At 59.3% G+C, this 19,450-nt stretch carries 19 protein-coding genes; 10 read left to right on the top strand and 9 right to left on the bottom strand.

Annotation, left to right across the window (positions count from 1 at the left end; all coding sequences use genetic code 11):
- The first annotated feature begins 60 nt into the window (after positions 1 to 60).
- Entirely contained in the window at positions 61 to 1,005 is a 945-nt protein-coding gene (locus ACZ1GU_RS09690) for a PhoH family protein (protein WP_472648754.1), read from the top strand.
- 110 nt (positions 1,006 to 1,115) lie between these two features.
- Positions 1,116 to 3,287 carry a S46 family peptidase gene (locus ACZ1GU_RS09685; protein ID WP_472647797.1) on the top strand — a complete coding sequence of 724 codons (2,172 nt, stop codon included), beginning with the start codon at positions 1,116 to 1,118 and terminating at the stop codon, positions 3,285 to 3,287.
- Positions 3,288 to 3,305: 18 nt separating this feature from the next.
- On the opposite strand, the gene ACZ1GU_RS09680 is transcribed toward ACZ1GU_RS09685, so the two are convergent.
- A complete protein-coding gene (locus tag ACZ1GU_RS09680) occupies positions 3,306 to 4,412 on the bottom strand; it encodes a copper resistance protein B (RefSeq protein WP_472647796.1) in 1,107 nt (368 codons plus the stop codon).
- 57 nt (positions 4,413 to 4,469) lie between these two features.
- The gene (locus tag ACZ1GU_RS09675) at positions 4,470 to 6,173 is read right to left on the bottom strand and encodes a copper resistance system multicopper oxidase (RefSeq protein ID WP_472647795.1); all 1,704 of its coding nucleotides are present in this window, start codon (positions 6,171 to 6,173) and stop codon (positions 4,470 to 4,472) included.
- 81 nt (positions 6,174 to 6,254) lie between these two features.
- On the opposite strand from ACZ1GU_RS09675, the gene ACZ1GU_RS09670 reads away from it, so the two are divergent.
- The 4 genes from ACZ1GU_RS09670 (at position 6,255) to ACZ1GU_RS09655 (ending at position 9,166) form a co-directional block, all read left to right on the top strand.
- On the top strand, positions 6,255 to 6,527 hold the full coding sequence (locus ACZ1GU_RS09670) for a metal-sensitive transcriptional regulator (protein WP_472647794.1): 273 nt from the start codon (positions 6,255 to 6,257) through the stop codon (positions 6,525 to 6,527).
- 217 nt (positions 6,528 to 6,744) lie between these two features.
- The gene (ybeY, locus tag ACZ1GU_RS09665; protein ID WP_472647793.1) at positions 6,745 to 7,227 is read left to right on the top strand and encodes an rRNA maturation RNase YbeY; all 483 of its coding nucleotides are present in this window, start codon (positions 6,745 to 6,747) and stop codon (positions 7,225 to 7,227) included.
- A gap of 49 nt (positions 7,228 to 7,276) precedes the next feature.
- Entirely contained in the window at positions 7,277 to 8,200 is a 924-nt protein-coding gene (locus ACZ1GU_RS09660) for a hemolysin family protein (protein WP_472647792.1), read from the top strand.
- An 81-nt stretch (positions 8,201 to 8,281) separates the two neighbouring features.
- Entirely contained in the window at positions 8,282 to 9,166 is an 885-nt protein-coding gene (locus ACZ1GU_RS09655; RefSeq protein WP_472647791.1) for a LysR substrate-binding domain-containing protein, read from the top strand.
- A gap of 8 nt (positions 9,167 to 9,174) precedes the next feature.
- On the opposite strand, the gene ACZ1GU_RS09650 is transcribed toward ACZ1GU_RS09655, so the two are convergent.
- The 7 genes from ACZ1GU_RS09650 to ACZ1GU_RS09620 all read right to left on the bottom strand — a co-directional run bounded on the left by ACZ1GU_RS09650 (position 9,175) and on the right by ACZ1GU_RS09620 (position 13,538).
- Positions 9,175 to 10,032 (bottom strand): lysophospholipid acyltransferase family protein, encoded by an 858-nt coding sequence (locus tag ACZ1GU_RS09650; RefSeq protein ID WP_472648753.1) that lies wholly within the window; start codon positions 10,030 to 10,032, stop codon positions 9,175 to 9,177.
- Between the two features lie 37 nt (positions 10,033 to 10,069).
- The gene (locus tag ACZ1GU_RS09645) at positions 10,070 to 10,492 is read right to left on the bottom strand and encodes a Fur family transcriptional regulator (protein WP_472648752.1); all 423 of its coding nucleotides are present in this window, start codon (positions 10,490 to 10,492) and stop codon (positions 10,070 to 10,072) included.
- 120 nt (positions 10,493 to 10,612) lie between these two features.
- On the bottom strand, positions 10,613 to 11,047 hold the full coding sequence (locus ACZ1GU_RS09640) for a Ros/MucR family transcriptional regulator (RefSeq protein ID WP_472647790.1): 435 nt from the start codon (positions 11,045 to 11,047) through the stop codon (positions 10,613 to 10,615).
- Positions 11,048 to 11,195: 148 nt separating this feature from the next.
- Entirely contained in the window at positions 11,196 to 11,633 is a 438-nt protein-coding gene (locus tag ACZ1GU_RS09635) for a GNAT family N-acetyltransferase (protein WP_472648751.1), read from the bottom strand.
- A 29-nt stretch (positions 11,634 to 11,662) separates the two neighbouring features.
- Positions 11,663 to 12,289, bottom strand: a complete 627-nt coding sequence (gene tsaB / locus ACZ1GU_RS09630) for a tRNA (adenosine(37)-N6)-threonylcarbamoyltransferase complex dimerization subunit type 1 TsaB (RefSeq protein WP_472647789.1) — start codon at positions 12,287 to 12,289, stop codon at positions 11,663 to 11,665.
- A 37-nt stretch (positions 12,290 to 12,326) separates the two neighbouring features.
- Entirely contained in the window at positions 12,327 to 12,935 is a 609-nt protein-coding gene (locus tag ACZ1GU_RS09625; protein WP_472647788.1) for a malonic semialdehyde reductase, read from the bottom strand.
- Positions 12,936 to 12,959: 24 nt separating this feature from the next.
- Positions 12,960 to 13,538, bottom strand: coding sequence for a NifU family protein (locus ACZ1GU_RS09620; protein WP_472647787.1), 579 nt, complete (start codon positions 13,536 to 13,538; stop codon positions 12,960 to 12,962).
- 135 nt (positions 13,539 to 13,673) lie between these two features.
- Here ACZ1GU_RS09620 and ACZ1GU_RS09615 point away from each other — a divergent pair, with 135 nt between their 5' ends.
- The 4 genes from ACZ1GU_RS09615 (at position 13,674) to ACZ1GU_RS09600 (ending at position 19,423) form a co-directional block, all read left to right on the top strand.
- Complete coding sequence (locus ACZ1GU_RS09615; RefSeq protein WP_472647786.1) at positions 13,674 to 16,742, top strand: M16 family metallopeptidase; 3,069 nt, start codon at positions 13,674 to 13,676, stop codon at positions 16,740 to 16,742.
- Positions 16,743 to 16,879: 137 nt separating this feature from the next.
- Entirely contained in the window at positions 16,880 to 18,253 is a 1,374-nt protein-coding gene (locus ACZ1GU_RS09610; RefSeq protein ID WP_472647785.1) for a class II 3-deoxy-7-phosphoheptulonate synthase, read from the top strand.
- Positions 18,254 to 18,352: 99 nt separating this feature from the next.
- The gene (locus ACZ1GU_RS09605) at positions 18,353 to 18,817 is read left to right on the top strand and encodes a hypothetical protein (RefSeq protein ID WP_472647784.1); all 465 of its coding nucleotides are present in this window, start codon (positions 18,353 to 18,355) and stop codon (positions 18,815 to 18,817) included.
- A gap of 21 nt (positions 18,818 to 18,838) precedes the next feature.
- Positions 18,839 to 19,423, top strand: coding sequence for a GGDEF domain-containing protein (locus ACZ1GU_RS09600; RefSeq protein ID WP_472647783.1), 585 nt, complete (start codon positions 18,839 to 18,841; stop codon positions 19,421 to 19,423).
- The last annotated feature ends 27 nt before the right edge of the window (positions 19,424 to 19,450 follow it).

Below are 19,450 nucleotides of genomic sequence, written 5' to 3'. Positions count from 1 at the left end.
GATCCATCAGTCGTGCCCGAGGCAATTAATCCAGGCGATGTCTCACCCGCCAAGACCGAGCTGACGTTTGAAAACCAGTCTCTGCTCGGGCCGCTGTTCGGGCAGTTCGATGCCAATCTGGTGCAGGTCGAAAACCGGCTTGGGGTGATGATCCATGCGCGCGGGGACAAGATTCTGATCGAAGGGCCGGAGGACAATGTTGCGCGAGCGCGCGAGACGCTGACTACAATGTACGATCGGCTTGCGAAGGGACAGGATTTGGACAGCGGCGCGATCGAGTCTCTGATTGCGATGTCGAACGAGCCGACGCTCGAAGGGATTATCAGCGGCGACAAGGAAGAGCCGCCGATCATGATCCGCACGCGGCGCAAAACGATTGTGCCGCGTTCCGCCAATCAAATCCCTTACATGAAGCAGCTTGCGCGCGATGAATTGATCTTTGCACTCGGGCCAGCGGGCACGGGCAAGACCTATCTTGCGGTGGCGCAAGCCGTCAGTCAGCTCATTTCGGGCAGCGTGCAGCGTCTTATCCTTTCGCGTCCAGCGGTTGAGGCTGGCGAAAAGCTCGGCTTCCTGCCCGGCGATATGAAGGAAAAGGTCGATCCCTATCTGCGTCCGATTTACGACGCGCTGTATGATTGCATGCCGCCCGAACAGGTCGAGCGGCGGATTGCCAGCGGAGAGATCGAAATCGCGCCGATTGCCTTCATGCGCGGGCGCACATTGGCGGACGCCTTTGTGATTCTCGACGAGGCGCAGAACACCACGCGCGAGCAGATGAAGATGTTCCTCACGCGCTTTGGCCAAAACAGCCGGATGGTGATCTGCGGCGATCCGCGGCAGGTCGACATTCCCGGCGGTGACCGGATGAGCGGGCTTGCCGATGCTGTCGAACGGCTTGAAGGCGTCGAGGGCATTGCGATCACGCGCTTCACCGCGGCAGATGTTGTTCGCCACCCGATCGTGGGGCGCATCGTCGAAGCCTATGAAGGGCCGGCTGAGTAATCTCCCGCGTCACATTATTACGCCGCGCACACGCTTCATAATTTGCACGCGCAACCGAGCTGCCCTAGACCCTGCGTGATCTTACGCTGACCTTTCGTCAAAGGAATACCATGAAATCCACCAAGCTCTTCTCGCTCAGCCTGCTTCTCAGCGCGTCCACATTCGCTGCGCCCGCCATCGCCAAAGAAGGGATGTTCACGCCCGACCAATTGCAGGACATCAGCGGGCAGCTTGAAGAAGCGGGATTGGAGCTTGATCCAGAGCAACTCGCTGACCTCACCGGCTTCCCGATGGGTGCTGTTGTTTCACTGGGCGGTTGCTCGGCGAGTTTCGTATCGCCTGAAGGTCTGGTGGTGACCAACCACCATTGCGCGCGCGGATCGGTGCAATACAATTCGACCGCAGAAAACAATTACCTCGTCGATGGTTTCCTTGCTGAAACCAAAGGTGATGAGCTGCCCGCCGCGCCTGGGTCACGGGTTTACGTCACTACCAAGCTGACCGATGTGACCGAACGGGTGCGCGAAGGCACAGCCGAAATGGCTCCGATTGACCGCTACGCCGCGATCGAGCAGCGCCAGAAAGACATCACCGCCGAATGCGAGGAGCAGGACGGCTATCGTTGCCTCGTCGCGAGTTTCTATGGCGGCGCGCAATACAAACTGATCGAGCGGCTCGAAGTGCGCGATGTGCGTCTCGTTTACGCGCCAGCGGACTCGATCGGCAAATATGGCGGTGATATCGATAACTGGCAGTGGCCGCGCCACACCGGCGACTTCGCCTTTTACCGCGCCTATGTCGCGCCGGATGGCTCAGCCGCCGATTTCAGCGAAGACAATGTGCCCTACGAGCCGGAGCATCACCTGAAAGTGAGCGCTGCTGGCGTTGACGATGGCGATTTCCTGATGGTCGCGGGCTATCCCGGCTCGACCAGCCGCTACACTCTGCTGGCCGAAGTCGAGAACACGTTCAATTGGACCTATCCAACCTTTCAGGGCTTGCTGACCAGCTGGATCGAAACGATCGAGACCGCCGCGCCTGACGGATCAGACGCGCGGGTGAAGTATGAAAGCCGCCTTGCAGGCCTCAACAATTTTGAAAAGAACCTGCGCGGCCAGATCGAAGGCGCTCGGCGTGTAGGCCTGGTGGACCGCCGCGCTGCGCGTGAAGCGGCGCTGGCTGAGTGGATCGCGGCGGATTCCTCGCGCGCCGGCTATGGCGAAGCAATCGCTGCCTTGGCCAAACTTTCGCAGGAGAGCGCGCAGGCCGCCCGCACCAATTTCTGGTACAACAATGCGACGCGCCCGGCGCTGCTCTCGGCCGCCCAGCGGCTCTATCGCCTGTCGCAAGAGCGCAAGAAGCCCAATGCGGAGCGCGAGCCTGGCTATCAAGACCGCGATATGACCTTCTTCCGCCAAGGCCTGCAAGCGCTTGACCGGCGCTATGATCCGGCGGTCGACAAGGCCGAATGGGTGCTGTTCCTCTCCGGCTACATTGAGCAGCCAATTGGCGAGCGGGTCGCGGATTTCGATAAGGCGCTTGGCCTCACGCAAAACACCACCGCCGCTGAGCTGCCCGCCTTGCTCGACCGGTTTTATGCGAACACGACGCTTGGCGATGCTGAGACGCGCCTTGGCCTGATTGAGGCGGACGCAGCGACATTCGAGGCCAGCGATGATCCGTTTGTCGAGCTCGCGGTTGCGCTTTACGAATATGAGCGCGGCCTTGAAGACGCAGCCGAGGAGCGCGCCGGTCGCTCGCTCGCTTTGCGCCCCGCTTACATGGAAGCGATCACGCAGTGGCAGCGCGAGCAAGGCCAGTTGACCTATCCAGATGCCAACAGCACGCTGCGGATCACCTTCGGCAATGTCATGGGCGGATCACCGTTTGACGGCATGGCCTATCTGCCGTTCACCACGCTTGAAGGGATCACGCAAAAGGACACGGGCGAAGACCCTTTCAATTCGCCGCAAAGCCAGCTCGATCTGATCGAGGCGAAAGATTACGGCGAGTACAAACTGGACTCGATCGGCTCGGTTCCGGTGAATTACCTGTCAGACCTCGACGTAACCGGCGGAAACAGCGGTTCGGCGACGCTGAACGCGAAAGGCGAGCTGGTCGGCCTGTTGTTCGACGGCACGTTTGAAAGCGTCAATTCGGACTGGGATTTTGATCCGCGCACCACGCGCAGCATCCATGTCGACAGCCGTTATATGCTGTGGGTGATGGAGAAAGTCGACGGCGCAGACGCGCTGATCGAAGAAATGGACGTGGTAAAGTAAGCCCTTGGTTCGAGCGGACTAGAACCAGGCGCGGACCCCGACAAGCACTTTGAGCCCGTCGGGGTCTTCTCCCTCGGCGCGGGCAAAGTCTGCGGTTTCACCGAGCTTTGCCTCGTATTCGACCCCGATATAGGGCGCGAATTCGGGCTTAAATTCGTAGCGCAGGCGCAGGCCCGGCTCGATCTTGGTGATGCCTGTACCGATCCCGCGCTCGGGAATATCCTGTGCGGCAAGCTCAACCTCGATGCGCGGTTGCAGAATTAATTGCTGAGTGATGCGCTGATCATATTCGCCTTCGAGGCGCGCTGTGAGGTCACCGCGATCTGACAGGAACAGCGCGCCGTCGACATGGAACATATAGGGCGCAAGACCCTGCACACCGAGCACCAGATGCGCGCGTGAGTCTGGTTCCGGGTCGAACCGTAAGCCGGCTTGCAGATCGAAGAACGGCCCAATGGCGCGACTGTAAAGGCCCTGTATCTCGGCATCTTCGAGTTCGCCGCCGAATTCACCTTCACCCTCGGTCTTGAGGACGAAGCGATTGATGTCGCCGCCATACCAGCCTTGCGCATCCCAGACGTACCCGGTGTCGCCGCCATTGGTTGGAAAGCGCGCTTCGAGCCGCTCGATCAGCACCATTCCGGTTTTCATGCCGCCATTTTCGCGAGCGAGCTGGCGGCGCGATGGAGCCATGGCTTGCTCGCCCCAGATCGCATCGACCGCGTGGCGCGGCCCTTCGAATGCGCGGGCGGGGACGGCGCTTTCCGGCGCGGCTCCGGGCACGGACTTGTCAACGCTCATATTGTGACCCGAGTGGTCCATCCCGCCCTGTTGTGAGTGGTCCATCTGGGAATGATCCATCCCGCTAGGTTCCGTATGGTCGACCGGAGTATCGTCAGCCTGCTGGTGCTGGGAGTGGTCCATTTCCCCATGAACCATTTGGGAATGGTCCATCCCTTCTTGCCCGGTCGGCTCCTTCTTCGGCGGGCATTGCTCGGGCGGCAAATGCCCCATTGCGCAATGATCGACTTCGGGCTTGTCGTCCGCCTGCGCAGCCTGACCGTGCCCGGCATGCGCGCCATGACCCCCATGACCTTGATGCGCAGAATGATCCTGCGCAGCCAAGGGAGAACAGACCGGAGCGGCTCGTCAGCGCCGCGCTAGCTAACCACATGAACCGCATCATGCGTTTTCCGGAAAGGGGCGTACTGTGACGACCTGCATCATGCCGGCATGCATGTGATATAGCAGGTGACAGTGAAACGCCCAATCGCCCGGCTCATTCGCGGTGAGATCGAAAGTCGCGGTTCCGCCCGGTTGCACCACCATTGTGTGCTTCAACGGCTGATGCATGTGATCCGCGCCATTAACCATCTCGAAGAAATGGCCGTGCAAGTGGATTGGGTGCGCCATCATCGTCTGGTTGACGAGCTTGACCCGCACTCGCTCATCAAAGCCGAACCGAATCGGGTCGTCGGTGACGGCGGTGAATTTCTTGCCGTCAAAGCTCCACATATACCGTTCCATATTGCCGGTGAGGTGAATCTCCATCTCCCGCTCCACCTCGCGGTGCGGGTTCATGTTCTTGGCCTTAAGGTCGGTGTAGCGCAGCACGCGGTGGTCGACAGTGTCGAGGCCGAGGCCGGGAAAGTCCATCCGGTCCATCGGCATGGGCGCGACCATGTCGAGGCCGGGGCCGACCTTCACATCATCGGGCAGCAGCGAGGTATCCCGCATATTGTGATCCATGCCGGCCATATCACCGTGACCCATCGCAGCGTGGTCCATCATGCCCATATCGGTGATGCTCAAGGTCGGGATTTTGCGCAAAGGCGGCGGGGTGGCGATGTGACCTTTATGCGAAGTCAGGCTGGCGACGCCCATGCCGCTGCGGTCCATCGCTTCGGCGACGATGGCGTGGCTTCCATCCTCAGGCTGAACCACCACGTCATAGGTTTCCGCGACGCCGATCTGAAACTCGTCAATCTCGACCGGTTCCACATCCTTACCGTCGGCCTGAATGACCGTCATCGCCACGCCGGGAATGCGGACATTGAAAAAGCTCATCGCCGAGCCATTGATGACGCGTAAGCGCACGCGCTCACCCGGCTTGAATTCGAGCTGCAAGTTATCCGCCGGGCCGTGCCCGTTGATGAGGTAGGTGTAGGTCATCCCCGTGACATCGGAGATATCGCGGGGGTTCATCCGCATCTCGCCCCACATGCGCCGCTGCTCGCCCGAAAGCTCGCCTTCGCTCGCGGAGTTCATCTGGTTCTGGAAGTAGTGCTCGCCAACCTTCAGCTTGCGCATGATCTCATGCGGATGAATTGGCGTAAACTCGGACAGCAGCACTATGTAATCGCGATCATATCGCGGATCGGGCTCTGCCGGATCAATAATGATTGGTCCGTAATGCCCCGCTTGCTCCTGGAGCCCCGAGTGCGAGTGCCACCAATAGGTGCCGTGCTGGCGCACGGGGAATTCATATGTGAAAGTCTCACCTGGCTTGATTCCGGGGAAGCTGACGCCCGGCACACCATCGAACTGGAAAGGCAAGAGCAGTCCATGCCAATGGATCGAGCTGTCCTCATCCAGATTGTTGGTGACGTGCAGGCGAATGTCCTGCCCTTCCTTGAGGCGGATCAGCGGACCCGGTACTGTTCCGTTGACCGCAAAGGCATGGCCGGAACGTCCACCGGTCATGAAATGCGCATCACCAATCGAGAGCTTGATGTCTTCTCCCGAAAGCTCGCCAAAGCCGTTCTTGGCATGGGGCATGGATGCGCTTTGGGACTTGCCGCGCGCCCAGGCGGGCATCGGCAGGGACGCTGCGGCAGCGAGCGCGGCTGTGCTGGAGATCAGACTGCGTCGTGAAATTTGGGTCATGGTCGGATAATTCGCGCTGTTGTCACTTCGTTTCACACCTCTATATATACCCCCACAGGGTATTTCAATCGGCGCGGGAACATGAGTAAGAATACGAACACAAAGATCAATCGGCTCAACCGGATTGCGGGGCAAGTGCGCGGCGTCGCGCAGATGATCGAGGATGACCGCTATTGCATGGACGTCCTGCACCAGATCACCGCGATCAAATCGGCGCTCGCCAAGGTTGAAAGTCAGGTGCTGAAAGATCACGCGGCGTGCTGCGTTTCCGAAGCGATTGCGAGCGGTGACGAGGCCGAGCAGCGCGAGAAGTTCGAAGAGCTTGTCGATCTGCTTGAGCGCACGCGGAAGTAGGCTGCCCCAAGTTTGGATGAGAACTATCGCTCATCGCTCCCACTGTCCTACGGCAGATCATCGCGCTAAGAGCGACGTATGACTGGCGCGAACCTCTCTTCTCTTTTCGCGAATTTCGCCCCGCTGCGCGCAACGAGAGTCTTCGCGCTAGGGCCGTGTAATGTGCGGTCCATGTGTGGTTGGCTGTCGATGAACCGAGCCGTCGACTGGAACACCTATGCAGCTTGAGATCGACATCGAGGGCTGGCCCGAGGCTGACTGGGAAGCGCTGGCGCAGCGCGTTGCCAAGGCTTGCGGAGAAGGGGAGCCGGCGCTCGCCAATCCGCGCCTGCACGTCAGCCTGCTGTTCACCTCTGACGAAGAGGTGCATGCGCTCAACCGCGAATGGCGGACCCGCGACAAGCCGACCAATGTGCTCAGCTTCCCGATGCTGGCGCGTGATGAGCTGCTAACGCTGGAGCGGGATGGCCCGCCGGTGATGCTCGGCGACCTCGCGATGGCGTATGCCACATGCGCGCGCGAGGCCGAGGAGAAGGGCGTCGCTTTGGAGCATCACGCGGCGCACCTGATTGTCCACGGCCTGCTGCATCTGGCGGGCCATGACCACGTCCATTCGGACGCTGAGGCGGACGCGATGGAGGCGCTGGAAATCACCGCTCTTGCCAAACTGGGGATCGCGGACCCATATGGAGCTGCGTGACCGCAATGGCGTCATCACATAGGGCCCCAAGGAGACCCTGAACAAAGCAATGCCAGATTCCCAATCCCCCGCTGGAGAAGCGGAGAGTAGTAAGCGCGGTTTGTGGTCCGCGCTCCGCCGGTTCTTCGATGGTGACAATGATCGCTCGCTGCGCGCGCAGCTCGAGGAAGCGATCGACGAGCATGAGGGCGAGAACGGCGGCGAGAGCGCGCCTGAAACGTCCGAAGGTAATGGTGATCTGACGCCGGTTGAGCGGCAGATGCTGCGCAACCTGTTGCACTTTAGCGAACATGATGCCGACGATGTGGCCGTGCCGCGCGGGGAGATTATCGCAGTGGACGCCTCGATCAGCTGGGAAGAGCTGGTCGCAACCTTCAGCGAAAACGGCCATTCGCGCATGCCGGTCTATCGCGAAACTCTCGATGAGGTGATCGGCATGATCCACATCAAGGACGTGTTCCCTTTCCTAGCGAACGGGAAGCCGCCGCCAAAGGATTGGACCACTTTGATGCGTCAGCCGATCTACGTGCCGCAAGTGCGCGGGGCTTTGGACGTGTTGGCCGACATGCGTGCGCGCAGGGTTCACCTTGCTGTGGTGCTCGACGAGTTCTCGGGCACGGATGGCCTCATCACGATTGAGGATTTGGTCGAAGAGATTGTCGGTGAGATCGAAGACGAACATGACGAAACGCCCGAAGCGTTGATCGTCGCGATTGGCGAAGGCATGTGGGATTGCGACGCCCGCGCCGAGCTGGAGGATATTGCCAGCACGGTCGATCCGCGCCTCGCTGAAGTCGAAGAATCGGTCGATACGCTGGGCGGGCTGGCGTTTGTGCTGGCCGAGCAAGTCCCGCCAGTTGGGACGCGTCTCGAACATCCCAGTGGATGGCGCATCGAGGTTACGGCGGCGGATGAAACGCACGTAAAGCGTTTGAGGTTGCATGCGCCGCACGATGAGGAAAAGGCAAGCTAACTAGGCCTTTTTTGCGCTTAGTTCGATTTTTTGCATCCTTTTGGCTCGCTATGCGTAACTCCATAGAACAAGGAGTTATTCATGCCATCGCGTCGTTTACCCCCTCTGCGTGCTCTCGAAGCATTTATGCGCACCGTGCGTCTTGGCTCGGCCCGCGCTGCAGCCGAAGAAATCGGCCTGAGCCCGTCTGCCCTGTCGCGGCGGATAACCAATCTGGAGGAATTCGTGGGCAAGAAATTGTTCACGCGCGCGCGCCAGAGCATGCAGCTGACCGACGAAGGACAGGCGTTTTATGAGGCGGTGAACCCGCATCTGGAATCGCTCGCCCGGGCGGTGGAAAGCCAGTCGGACAATATCTCGCTATTGCGCCTTCGCCTCGGTGTCTTGCCGCTGTTCGGCAGTCAGAGGCTGTTCCCACGGCTCGGTGAGCTGCGGAAACGCCACCCATTGCTGCACATTGATATCGACACAGGTCCCCATCTGGAAGATCGCGTCGGAGACACGCTCGATGCGGCTATCATTTTGAGCCAGGGACCGGACACCAGCCTCCACGCTGTGCGGCTTGATCACAATCTCGTCCATGCGATTTGCAGCAAGGAGATTGCAGAAAAGATTGGTGAGGACGTCAATCAGGAAGCGCTCGAGAAGCAGACATTCCTCATCCACAACGAACTGCCTGCCAGCTTTGAGGCTTGGAAAAAGGCGCTCGGCATGGAGGAGATGGACCCGGCTGCGATCGACCATTACGACTCGGGCCAATTGATGCTCGAAGCGGCTGCGCAAGGATTGGGCGTCGCGATCATGCACGACGATCACCTCAGGCGCGCGCAGGACACACGGTTGACCGACCTCTACGGTCTCGAGGTTGAAAGCCCCTACAGCTACTGGTTTGTGTGCAAGCCGACCGCATTGGAATTGCGCCCCGTCAGGCTGTTCCACGATTGGCTGGTTCGCGCGGGCCTTTAGATCAGGAGCTAGTTCGCGTCTTCGTTGCGCTCGATCTGCGCGACGGCTTCTTTGGGCGCCTCGTAGCGAATGGGCGGAACTGTATGGCGGAAGTCGCGCAGTGGCTTGCCAAGCCTCTCCAGCAGCGCTTCTTCGATCCGGCGCCGGGCCTCTGCGCCAATCTTCTTGCGCCCGCGAAACTCTTCCGGGCTGAATGGCTCGAGAAAATGAATTCGGAGCGGGAACGTGCCTTTGCGAGCCAGGACACGCTTTGCATTGTTCAAGCCAGTCTCGTCCCCGATCCAGCCAATCTCTTCGGCGACATCGCCGTAGTCCAGCAAAACCGGCTGGACCATGACGCCGGGCGGTGGCGGTTCAAGCACGCTCAGCATGCTGGTTTTGAAAGGCAGCAGCGATTGGCCGTCGGTTGTGGTGCCTTCAGGAAAAACGGTGACCGCCCAAGTGTCAGCCAAGGCCTCCTTCAAGGCATTGATCTGCTCGGCGACGCCCATGCGGTGTTCCCGTTTCACGAAGACCGTGCGATTAAGCGATGCGAGCCAACCGACGACCGGCGCTTTGGCGAGCTCTGCCTTGGCGACAAAGGCCGTACCACACGCGCCTGCCATCGAGAGGATATCGAGCCACGAAAGGTGGTTTGCGACGTAGAACACATCGCGCTTCAGATGCGTGCCGATGATCTCGACGCGCGCGCCTGAAACCCAGGCGGCATAGCGCAAGAAATACATGGGGATCGGCGAGCCATAAGCGAAAATGCGCCACAGATAATGGATCGGCACGCAAACCAGCACGCCCAAGGCCAGCATGATCGACCGATACGTAAATCTCAGCCAGCCCATCGCTGAAAGCGGGGTCGATTTGCCGTGCATAGCATCAATCCGCCGTGCACGGTCGAGGCGCTCTCGCTTAGTCGTCACGGTTGAGACGCACGCCGTACAATTCCATGCGGTGATCGACCAGGCGGTAGCCGAGCCGTTCCGCGATCTGGCGCTGCAAGGACTCGACTTCAGGGTCGACAAACTCGACCACTTTGCCGGTCTCAACGTCGATCAGGTGATCGTGGTGAGCTTCAGGAACGGGCTCATAGCGTGATCGGCCATCGCCGAAGTCGTGACGGTCGAGAATGCCCGCTTCTTCAAACAAGCGTACGGTACGATAAACAGTGGCGATCGAGATCTTGGGGTCGATCGCCGATGCGCGGCTGTGCAGCAATTCAACGTCAGGGTGATCGTCGCTTTCAGACAATACTTTTGCGATGACACGGCGTTGCTCAGTGATCCGCAGGCCTTTTTCGGCGCACAATTGTTCAAGATCAATCTTTTGCTGCACTCTCAACTCCGCCAGATAGCCGCCTCGTCGCGTTATGTTCGCGATCATCTCGCTCCCCATATCGGGACGAGGCGCATTGCTCAAGTTGAAGGGGCGTATTCCGCCCAATCTCCACGCAGATTACTTCTTGCGACGACCACGTCCTTTTGACGGTTTACGTCCCAGTCCAATCTTCTTTGCCAAATCGCGGCGCGTCTCGGCGTAGTTCGGCGCCACGAGAGGGTAGTCTGCGGGCAGTTCCCAACGGGCTCGATACTCTTCCGGCGACATATCGTGTTCGGTGTTGAGGTGCCGTTTGAGCATCTTCATTTTCTTGCCGCAATCGAGGCAAATGATGTGATCTTTCTTGATAGATGACCGGACCGAGACGGCAGGGTCGGGACGCACTTCAGCCACTGCATTGCTTTCGCCCAAGCCCGACAACGCGGAGAACACATTGGTGATAAGCGATGGTACATCATCAACGCTGACATCATTATTGCTCACATGCGCTGCAACGATATCGCTGGTAAGCGTTATCAGCGTTTCCTTCATCTCAATTTCCAGATCTTCCATAAGAGTCCCTCATGCATTTTTTGTTCGGATTTTTCCGATACTTTGCCCATGAACCAGCGTCGCAGGCATTGCAATAGCTGGGCGATGTTGTTCGCAAGTAATGTAAGAAAAGGGGATGTAAAACTTGGAAAGGTTTGAGCGTTTGACTTTAAATTGCGCAGCCAAATGTAATTGCATCAATCCGCTCACCGTTCTCCAGTCGGTAATAGTTTGGACGCTCGCCGATCGGTTCGAAGCCAAATTTCTGATAAAGGTGGATGGCAGGGTTGCCGCGGCGCATTTCCAGAAAGATGCGCTGCGTTCCGCGTGATCTCGCAGCGTCGATCAAATGAGCAATGAGCTTTTGGCCTAGCCCTTTGCAACGGTGATCCGGCGCGACAGCGATCAGCAGCAATTCTTCTTCATCCGCGGCGTGGCGCGTGAGGACAAAACCAGCGGGTTCTTCATCGCCGACCGACTCGATTAGCTGGCCATGAGCATTGATGATGAGTTCATGGGTGTTGGGCAGTGCCATTGCATCACTGACCTGCCTACGGTTCCACGCCTCACCATAGGCAGGGTCAAAGGCGGCCTCCATGACGGTCATGATGTCGTCGACCGGATGCTCGCGAACACTCACTGGCCGATTGCCTGAGCTTGCGGCTTGGCATCTGGCGCGCGGCCATAGATCGGAGCGAGATCCTTGGTGAGCTGGCTTTCTTCGAGGAGGTTTGTCTTGCTCGCATCGGGAAGGAGATTGAGTGCTTCCTTGCTCCCATCGTCGAACAGAGCAGCAAGCTCATTCGCGCTATTGCCGACGATCACATCGTGCCGGCACGCCTCTTTGGCTGCTTCGGGCGAAAGCGAGCGCAATTCATCCTCTGCCGAGCTGCCATCAAAGTTCTGGACGAACCACTCGCCGTGTCCGCCATTCATACAGACAGTGACCTTGCGCGGTGTTGGTTGCCAAGAGCGGATGGCGACCAGCGCGAGCGTCGGATAGCCCAGCACTTCCGCTTTCCATGCTACGCCCAGGGCGCGCGCAGCGGCGATACCGATGCGAACACCGGTAAAGCTGCCGGGGCCGAGCGAGACGACAATGCGATCCGCCCTGCCTTTATCCGGCAGGTCGGCAATCATAGGGATCAGGCGCTCGGCATGACCACGCCCCATCTCGGTATGCGTGTTCGCGATCAGCTGCGTGTCTTCAAACAGCGCTACTGAACAGGCCTCGCTGGCCGTCTCGATGGCGAGAATTCGCATACCGAGCGCACTGCCTTAGCGAGCGCTAACCTGCAAGTCAGACAACGCGATTGAATTTGTCGAAGTCGGGGCGAGGGGAGCGGTCAAAGATGCTCTCGGGATCGCCATAACCGACCGAGCAGATAAAGTTTACGCGGTGACGCGGCGCATCGGCGAAGAAAGTCTCATTGACCTTGTCCTCATCGAAGCCTGACATCGGCCCGCAATCAAGTCCGACCGCGCGCGCAGCGAGGATCAGGTAAGCGCCTTGCAGCGAGGAGTTGCGAAATGCGCCTTCCTTACGGCCCTCTTCATCGCCTTCAAACCAGCTTTTTGCGTCGGCGTGCGGGAAGAGCCATGGCAGCTCCTCATGAAAATCAATATCGTAGCCGATGATCGCCGTGGCAGGTGCGGCCTTGATCTTGTCCTTGTTGCCATCAGAAGCGCATTCGGCGAGCTTCTCTTTCTGCTCGTCCGATTTCACCCAAACGATCCGCACCGGCTGCATATTGGCCGAAGTGGGAGCCATTTTCAGCAGGTCCCAGATCGCGTGAAGCTGATCGTCGCTCACCGCCTTGTCGAGCCAGTCGTTGTAGGTGCGCGCTTCATTGAAAAGTTGATCGAGCGCGTCGGCAGAAAGGGTATTGTCGTGGAATTGCTTGGTCATTGTGGCCCCAAAGGTCGTTGAAATTTATGCTGCGCGTACTTCAACGACTTCAGGGACATAATGTTTCAGCAAACCTTCAATTCCATGCTTGAGCGTGGCCGTGCTTGATGGGCAACCCGAGCATGCGCCCTGCAAGGTCAGGTACACCACGCCATCCTTGAAACCGCGATAGGCGATGTCTCCACCATCTCCGGCGACGGCTGGCCGTACGCGCGTTTCGAGCAGTTCATTGATCTGCGCGATGATCTCACTGTCTTCGGCCAATTCCTCAACTGCCATCTCGTCATCGGCAGGGACCGAGATGTCGCCGGCCGTGCCCGCTTTGAACAGCGGAGCCTCCGATACGAAGTGGTCGAGCAGGATTGCAACCACTTGCGACTTGAGCGAACCCCAGCTTGCGCCGGGCGCTGCTGTCACGCTCACGAAATCGCTGCCGAAAAATACATTCACGACCTCGCCGGTGTCGAAGATCGCTTCCGCAAGGGGGCTGGCTTCGGCAGCTTCTGGGCTGGCAAATTCGCGCGTACCCGCGCTCATGACCGGCTTTCCGGGCAGGAATTTGAGGCTGGCGGGGTTCGGCGTCGTTTCGGTTTCGATAAACATGGGTCAGTATTTAAGAGCGCACCGCTCAATCGACAAGGCAATGCGAGACGCTGTCACGCCAAGGCGCAAGAGAATTACGCGCAATTCACCAGCATTCACTATCCCTTCACACCTCTCGCGCCTATATCTGTCGCCATGAACGTCATTCTTAAGGGCGCGAAAGCCCTCTTTCTGCTTGCCGCACCCGCGGCATTTGTCCTTCCCGCCAGCGCGCAAGATGCCGAGCCGACGAACCCGCCTCCGGTCAGCGTGCCGTCTGCGGTCGCGATTCCCGATCCGCAGAACCTGCAAGGTGAGGACGAGACGCCTTGGCTCTACGAAAACAGCAACGTGCCGGTCGACCGCGAGTGGCTGTTCGGCGAGATGGACAACGGTCTGCGCTATGCGGTGCGCCGCAATGGCGTGCCCCCGGGACAGGTCTCGATCCGCGTTCGCATTGACGCGGGTTCACTGCATGAGCGCGATTTTGAGCAAGGCTATGCGCACTTGCTTGAACATTTGCTGTTCCGTGAGAGCAAATATCTGGGGCAGGCCAAGGCAATTGAGACTTGGCAACGGTTGGGCGCGACTTTTGGCAGCGATGCCAATGCAGAAACCAGCCCTACGCACACGGTCTACAAGCTCGATTTGCCGGGCGTCACGCAGGCAAAGCTGCAAGAAAGCTTCAAGCTGCTTTCCGGGATGATCCGCGAACCCGTTTTGAGCGATGAGAACGTGGCGATCGAACTCCCGATCGTCCTTGCTGAAAAGCGCGAGCGGGGCGGGGCGGGCGAGCGTGTGGGTGAGTTCACGCGCGCCAAGCTGTTCGCTGGCCAACGTCTTGCGACCCGCACGCCAATCGGCACGGTCGAGACCTTGCGCGGCGCGGACGGCGCGAAAATGACCGAGTTCCATCGTCGTTGGTATCGACCCGAAAACACGGTGATTGTCGTCGTCGGCGATGCGCCGCCCGAAGCTCTCGCAGGATTGGTCGAGCAATGGTTCGGCGATTGGCAAGCTGCTGGTGAGAGCGTGCCTGCCCCTGACTTCGGCGATCCGGTTGCACCTGCTGATGCACCGGCAACCAATGACCCAAGGGGCCCCATCGGAGAACTTGGCGTCTTGGTCGAACCCGATCTTCCGCGCAGCCTCACTTATGCTGTGATGCGCCCGTGGCGGCAGGTGGAAGACACCATCGTCTACAATGAAGGTCTGATGATCGAAGCGGTCGCGCAGGCGATCATCAATCGCCGCTTGGAGTCGCGCGCGCGCTCCGGCGGAAGCTATCTTTATGCGCAGGCGCAGCAGGACGATGTCTCGCGTTCGACCGATGCGACTTTTGTGACCTTTGCTCCGCTTTCCGACGATTGGCAGAGCGCGCTTGCCGATGTTCGCGGGGTGATTGCTGACGCTTTGGCCAGCGCGCCAACACAAGAAGAAATCGACCGCGAGGTCGCCGAATTCGACATCGCGTTTGCCAATCAGGTGGAGCAACGCACCGTCATTTCTGGCTCTGATCTCGCTAACACTTTGATCAATGCAGTCGACATTCGTGAGACTACAGCGTCGCCCGAAGTGGTCCTGCAAGTCTTCCGCGACACCAAGCCGCGTTTCACTCCAGACGAGGTGCTGGCGCACACGCGCAAGCTCTTCACCGGCGATGTGGTGCGCGGTGTCTATGTGACGCCCGCAGCCGGCGAGGCGGATGAGCCTGCGCTGCGGCTGGCGCTTGGCAAAGAAGTGACCGTTGATGGCAGCGCGCGATTGGCCGCAAGCACAATCTCGTTTGATGAGCTTCCGCCCGTCGGTGAGCCTGGCACCATTGCAAAGCGTGAGCCGATTGGTTTGCTGGATATCGAACAGGTCGATTTCGATAACGGTGTGAAGACGCTGCTTTGGGCCAACAATGCTGAGCCAGGACGTGTTGTCGTGAAAGTGCGCTTCGGTTCAGGCTATCGTGCGTTCGATGCTGAAAACGCGCCCTATGCGACTTTGGGCACGACGGCGCTGGTTGGCTCGGGCCTTGGCGAATTGGGCCAGGAAGAGCTTGATCGTTTGGCGACTGGCCGCAAGCTCGGCTTTGAGTTTTCGATCGAGGATGCCGTGTTCACCTTTACCGCGCGCACGCGGTCTGATGATGTGGCGGACCAACTCTATTTATTCGCAGCCAAGCTGGGCATGCCGCGCTGGGACAAGGATCCTGTGATCCGAGCCCGCGCCGCTGCTGAACTCGCCTACAACACGTTTGCGACCAGCCCGAACGGCGTGCTCAATCGCGATTTGGAATATCTGATGAGCAATCGCGATCCGCGTTTCGCAACACCCGATCCCAGCGCCTTGGCGAATGTCACGCCAGAGGGCTTTCGCGAGGTTTGGGAGCCATTGCTTGCTCAAGGTCCGGTTGAGGTGCTGATCTTCGGCGAGTTCGACAAAGAGGCGACGGTTGAGGCTTTGCGCACAACATTTGGCGCTTTGACGGAACGCACGCCGATCCCGCAGGATGTGGCGAACAAGGTGCCTGCATTCCCGGCATCCTCGGCTGACACCACCGTGCTCAACCATCGCGGCGATTCCAATCAGGCTGCCGCCGTGATCGCTTGGCCAAGCGGCGCAGGGGTGCAGTCTTTGCGCGAATCCCGTCAGCTCCAGATTTTGATCGACGTCTTCAACAATCGCCTGCTCGAGGCGATGCGGGAGCGCGCCGGGGCGAGCTATGCGCCGCAAATCTATTCAGATTGGCCGGTTGATCTCGACGCGGGCGGCACGATCACCGCGCTTGCGCAATTGCAGCCGCAGGACGTGCCGGTGTTCTTCGCCGAGGCTGACAAGATTGCACGCGATCTGGTGAATGCACCTCCGACTGAAGAGGAGCTTGACCGGGTAACCGAGCCGCTGCGGCAATTGTTCAGCCGCGCATCGACCGGCAACACCTTCTGGCTGTTCCAGTTGGAAGGCGCGACGAATGACCGCCGCAGGGTCGGGCTGCTGCCAACGCTCTTGGATGATTATTCGCGGACCACTCCGCAGATCATGCAATTCCTCGCGGGCCGATATTTCGGTCAGCGCCCGGGATGGCGGCTTGCCGTGATCCCCGAGGGAACCGAATTGTCGCAAAGCCTGCCGTCTGAAAGCGCACCTGCGGCTGCCCGTTCAGGCGCACGCCGTACCGGAGGTTATCGGTCGCTAATACGCCTTGATCGCGCGAACCGATCAGAGCGTTCGTGAAATAAAGTTGTGCCTCGGGCGGTTCTCGCTTTACATTTGTAATGGATGCGCGGTAACCGCGCCGCCGCATTTGCGATTATCATGGAGCGCTTTTCGCGCCTCATCTTGCCCCCGTTTTGAACGAGAAGAGTTTTAAAGTGTCACAGAATTGGTCCCCGGAAAGCTGGAAATCCTTCGAAGCGCGGCATTTGCCGAACTACGAAGATGCCGCTGAACTCGCCGATGCTGAGAGCACTCTGGAAGCCTATCCGCCGCTTGTCTTTGCGGGCGAAGCGCGCGCGCTCAAATCGGACCTGGCCGATGTCGCCAATGGCAAGGCATTCTTGTTGCAAGGCGGCGATTGCGCCGAGAGCTTTGCCGAGTTTCACCCGAACAACATTCGCGACACCTTCCGCGTGCTGCTGCAAATGGCGGTCGTGATGACTTTCGCCAGCAAGCGTCCGGTCGTCAAAGTTGGCCGGATGGCAGGGCAGTTTGCCAAGCCGCGCTCGGCGCCGACCGAAACCAAGGGCGATGTTACGCTGCCGAGCTATTTCGGCGACAACATCAATGGGATCGAGTTTGACCCGGCGACGCGCCGCAACGATCCGGGGCGGATGGTCCGCGCCTATTCGCAGGCGGCATCGACGCTCAACCTGCTGCGGGCCTTTGCCGGCGGCGGATATGCCAATTTGCGTCAGGTCCACCAGTGGACGCTCGAATTTATGGGCCGCACGCCTTGGACTGAGAAATTCGCCGAAACTGCCGACCGGATCGGTGAGGCGCTCGACTTTATGGAAGCATGCGGAATTGATCCGGCGACGGTTCCGCAATTGCAGGGCACCAGCTTCTACACCAGCCATGAAGGCTTGCTGCTTCCTTATGAGCAAGCGCTCACCCGCCAAGATTCGCTCACCGGTCAGTGGTACGCCACTAGCGCGCACATGCTGTGGATCGGGGATCGGACACGCTTCCCGGGCAGCGCCCATATCGAATTCGCGCGCGGCATCGGCAATCCGCTGGGCATGAAGTGCGGCCCTTCGCTCGAGCCTGATGCGCTCATCGAACTGCTCGATCAACTGAACCCATCGCGCGAAGCAGGCCGGATCACGCTGATTAGCCGTTTCGGTCACGACAAGGTCGAAGAGGGCCTGCCCAAATTGGTCCGCGCGGTTCAACGCGAAGGCCATCCGGTCGTGTGGAGTTGTGACCCGATGCACGGTAATGTCATCAAGTCCGACAGCGGGTTTAAGACGCGGCCGTTCGATCGCATCCTGACCGAAGTGAAGGGCTTTTTCGCCGTGCACCGTGCCGAAGGATCGCATCCCGGCGGCATTCATATCGAGATGACCGGTCAGGACGTGACCGAGTGCGTAGGCGGCGCAGTGGCGATTACCGATGAGCGTCTGGGCGATCGCTACCACACTCATTGTGATCCGCGTCTCAACGCAGAACAATCGCTGGAACTGGCCTTCCTGATTGCCGAAATGCTCAACAGCGAGATCAACGAGCGCAAGGCAGACGCGGCATAAGCATTGCCCGTGCATTAGGTGCATTCACCTAGTGTGTCACAGCAAACCGGTTGACGATTCACCAATATACCACGCTCATTAACGAGCGGGGTAAGTTGCATGGACGGCATATTGGCCGCTGATACTGGGCAGCAGATTGCTGTCGCTGTCTGCCTTTTGCTTGGCCTCGTTTCCATTGCGCTGCTGGCGTCGACGGTTTCCGCGCGCCGCGAAGCGCGCTTTTCCTCCCGCTTGGCGCGAGAGCGCGGTGAGCGCATGAACGAGTTGCTGCGCACGGTCCGTATGGCTGAACACATCGCGGATCTTGGCGTTTGGCAATACGATACCAAGACCGGCATGCAGCAATGGTCCGATGGTATGCGCATGCTGTTTGGTATCGACAAGGACGAACAATTCGTCGCCGGGGATGCCGAAACGCTGCTGTTCGCCAATGACATTGATCTGGTCGGGCAGGTTATGGCTCATGCGGACGAAACCGGCGTCTATGAAATGTTCTACGACATCACAGGTTTTGACGGTGTGCCGTGCTCGATTTCGGTGCAGGCCTGCAATCTGCGCGACTGAGAAAAGGAGGTCGTGAGGGTCGTGGCCGTGGTCCGAGATGTCACCGACCAGGTTGAACGTGAACGCGAACTCGAAATGTCGCGTGTCTCCGCCCTTCATGAAGCCAGCGTGGCGAGGGAATTGGCGCAGACAGATCCGCTCACAGGAATCGCCAATCGTAGGCGCGTGATGGCGGCGCTCGACCATCTGGTGGTGAAGTCCCATCGCCAGAATGAGCCCCTTGCGCTCATCATGTTTGATATCGATCACTTCAAGTCGGTCAACGATACCTACGGTCACCCCCATGGCGACAAAGTCTTGCAAGAGGTTGCACGCATCACGAGAAATCAGGCGCGAGACGGTGACATCGTCGGTCGCGTCGGTGGAGAAGAGTTTGTCTGGATCGTTCCGGGCGCCGACAAGGCATTCGCGCGGATCATTTCAGAGCGTTTGCGACTGGCGATTTCGGTGGGCACAGCGATCGGGGATCGCCCACCTGTGACCGTAAGCATCGGCTTCACCTCGCTGATGCCTGACGATTCGTCGCTTAGTCTGTTCGCTCGGGCCGATGCGGCGCTTTACGAGGCCAAAGGCGCAGGGCGGAACCGGGTTCGCATGGCAGCCTAAAGGCATAGCGAACCTGAAGTCGCGGCC

It is taken from the genome of Erythrobacter sp. HA7-11, from assembly GCF_055693605.1.
Note: the sequence above shows the minus strand (reverse complement) of the source record. Positions and strands in the feature narration are given on the sequence as shown.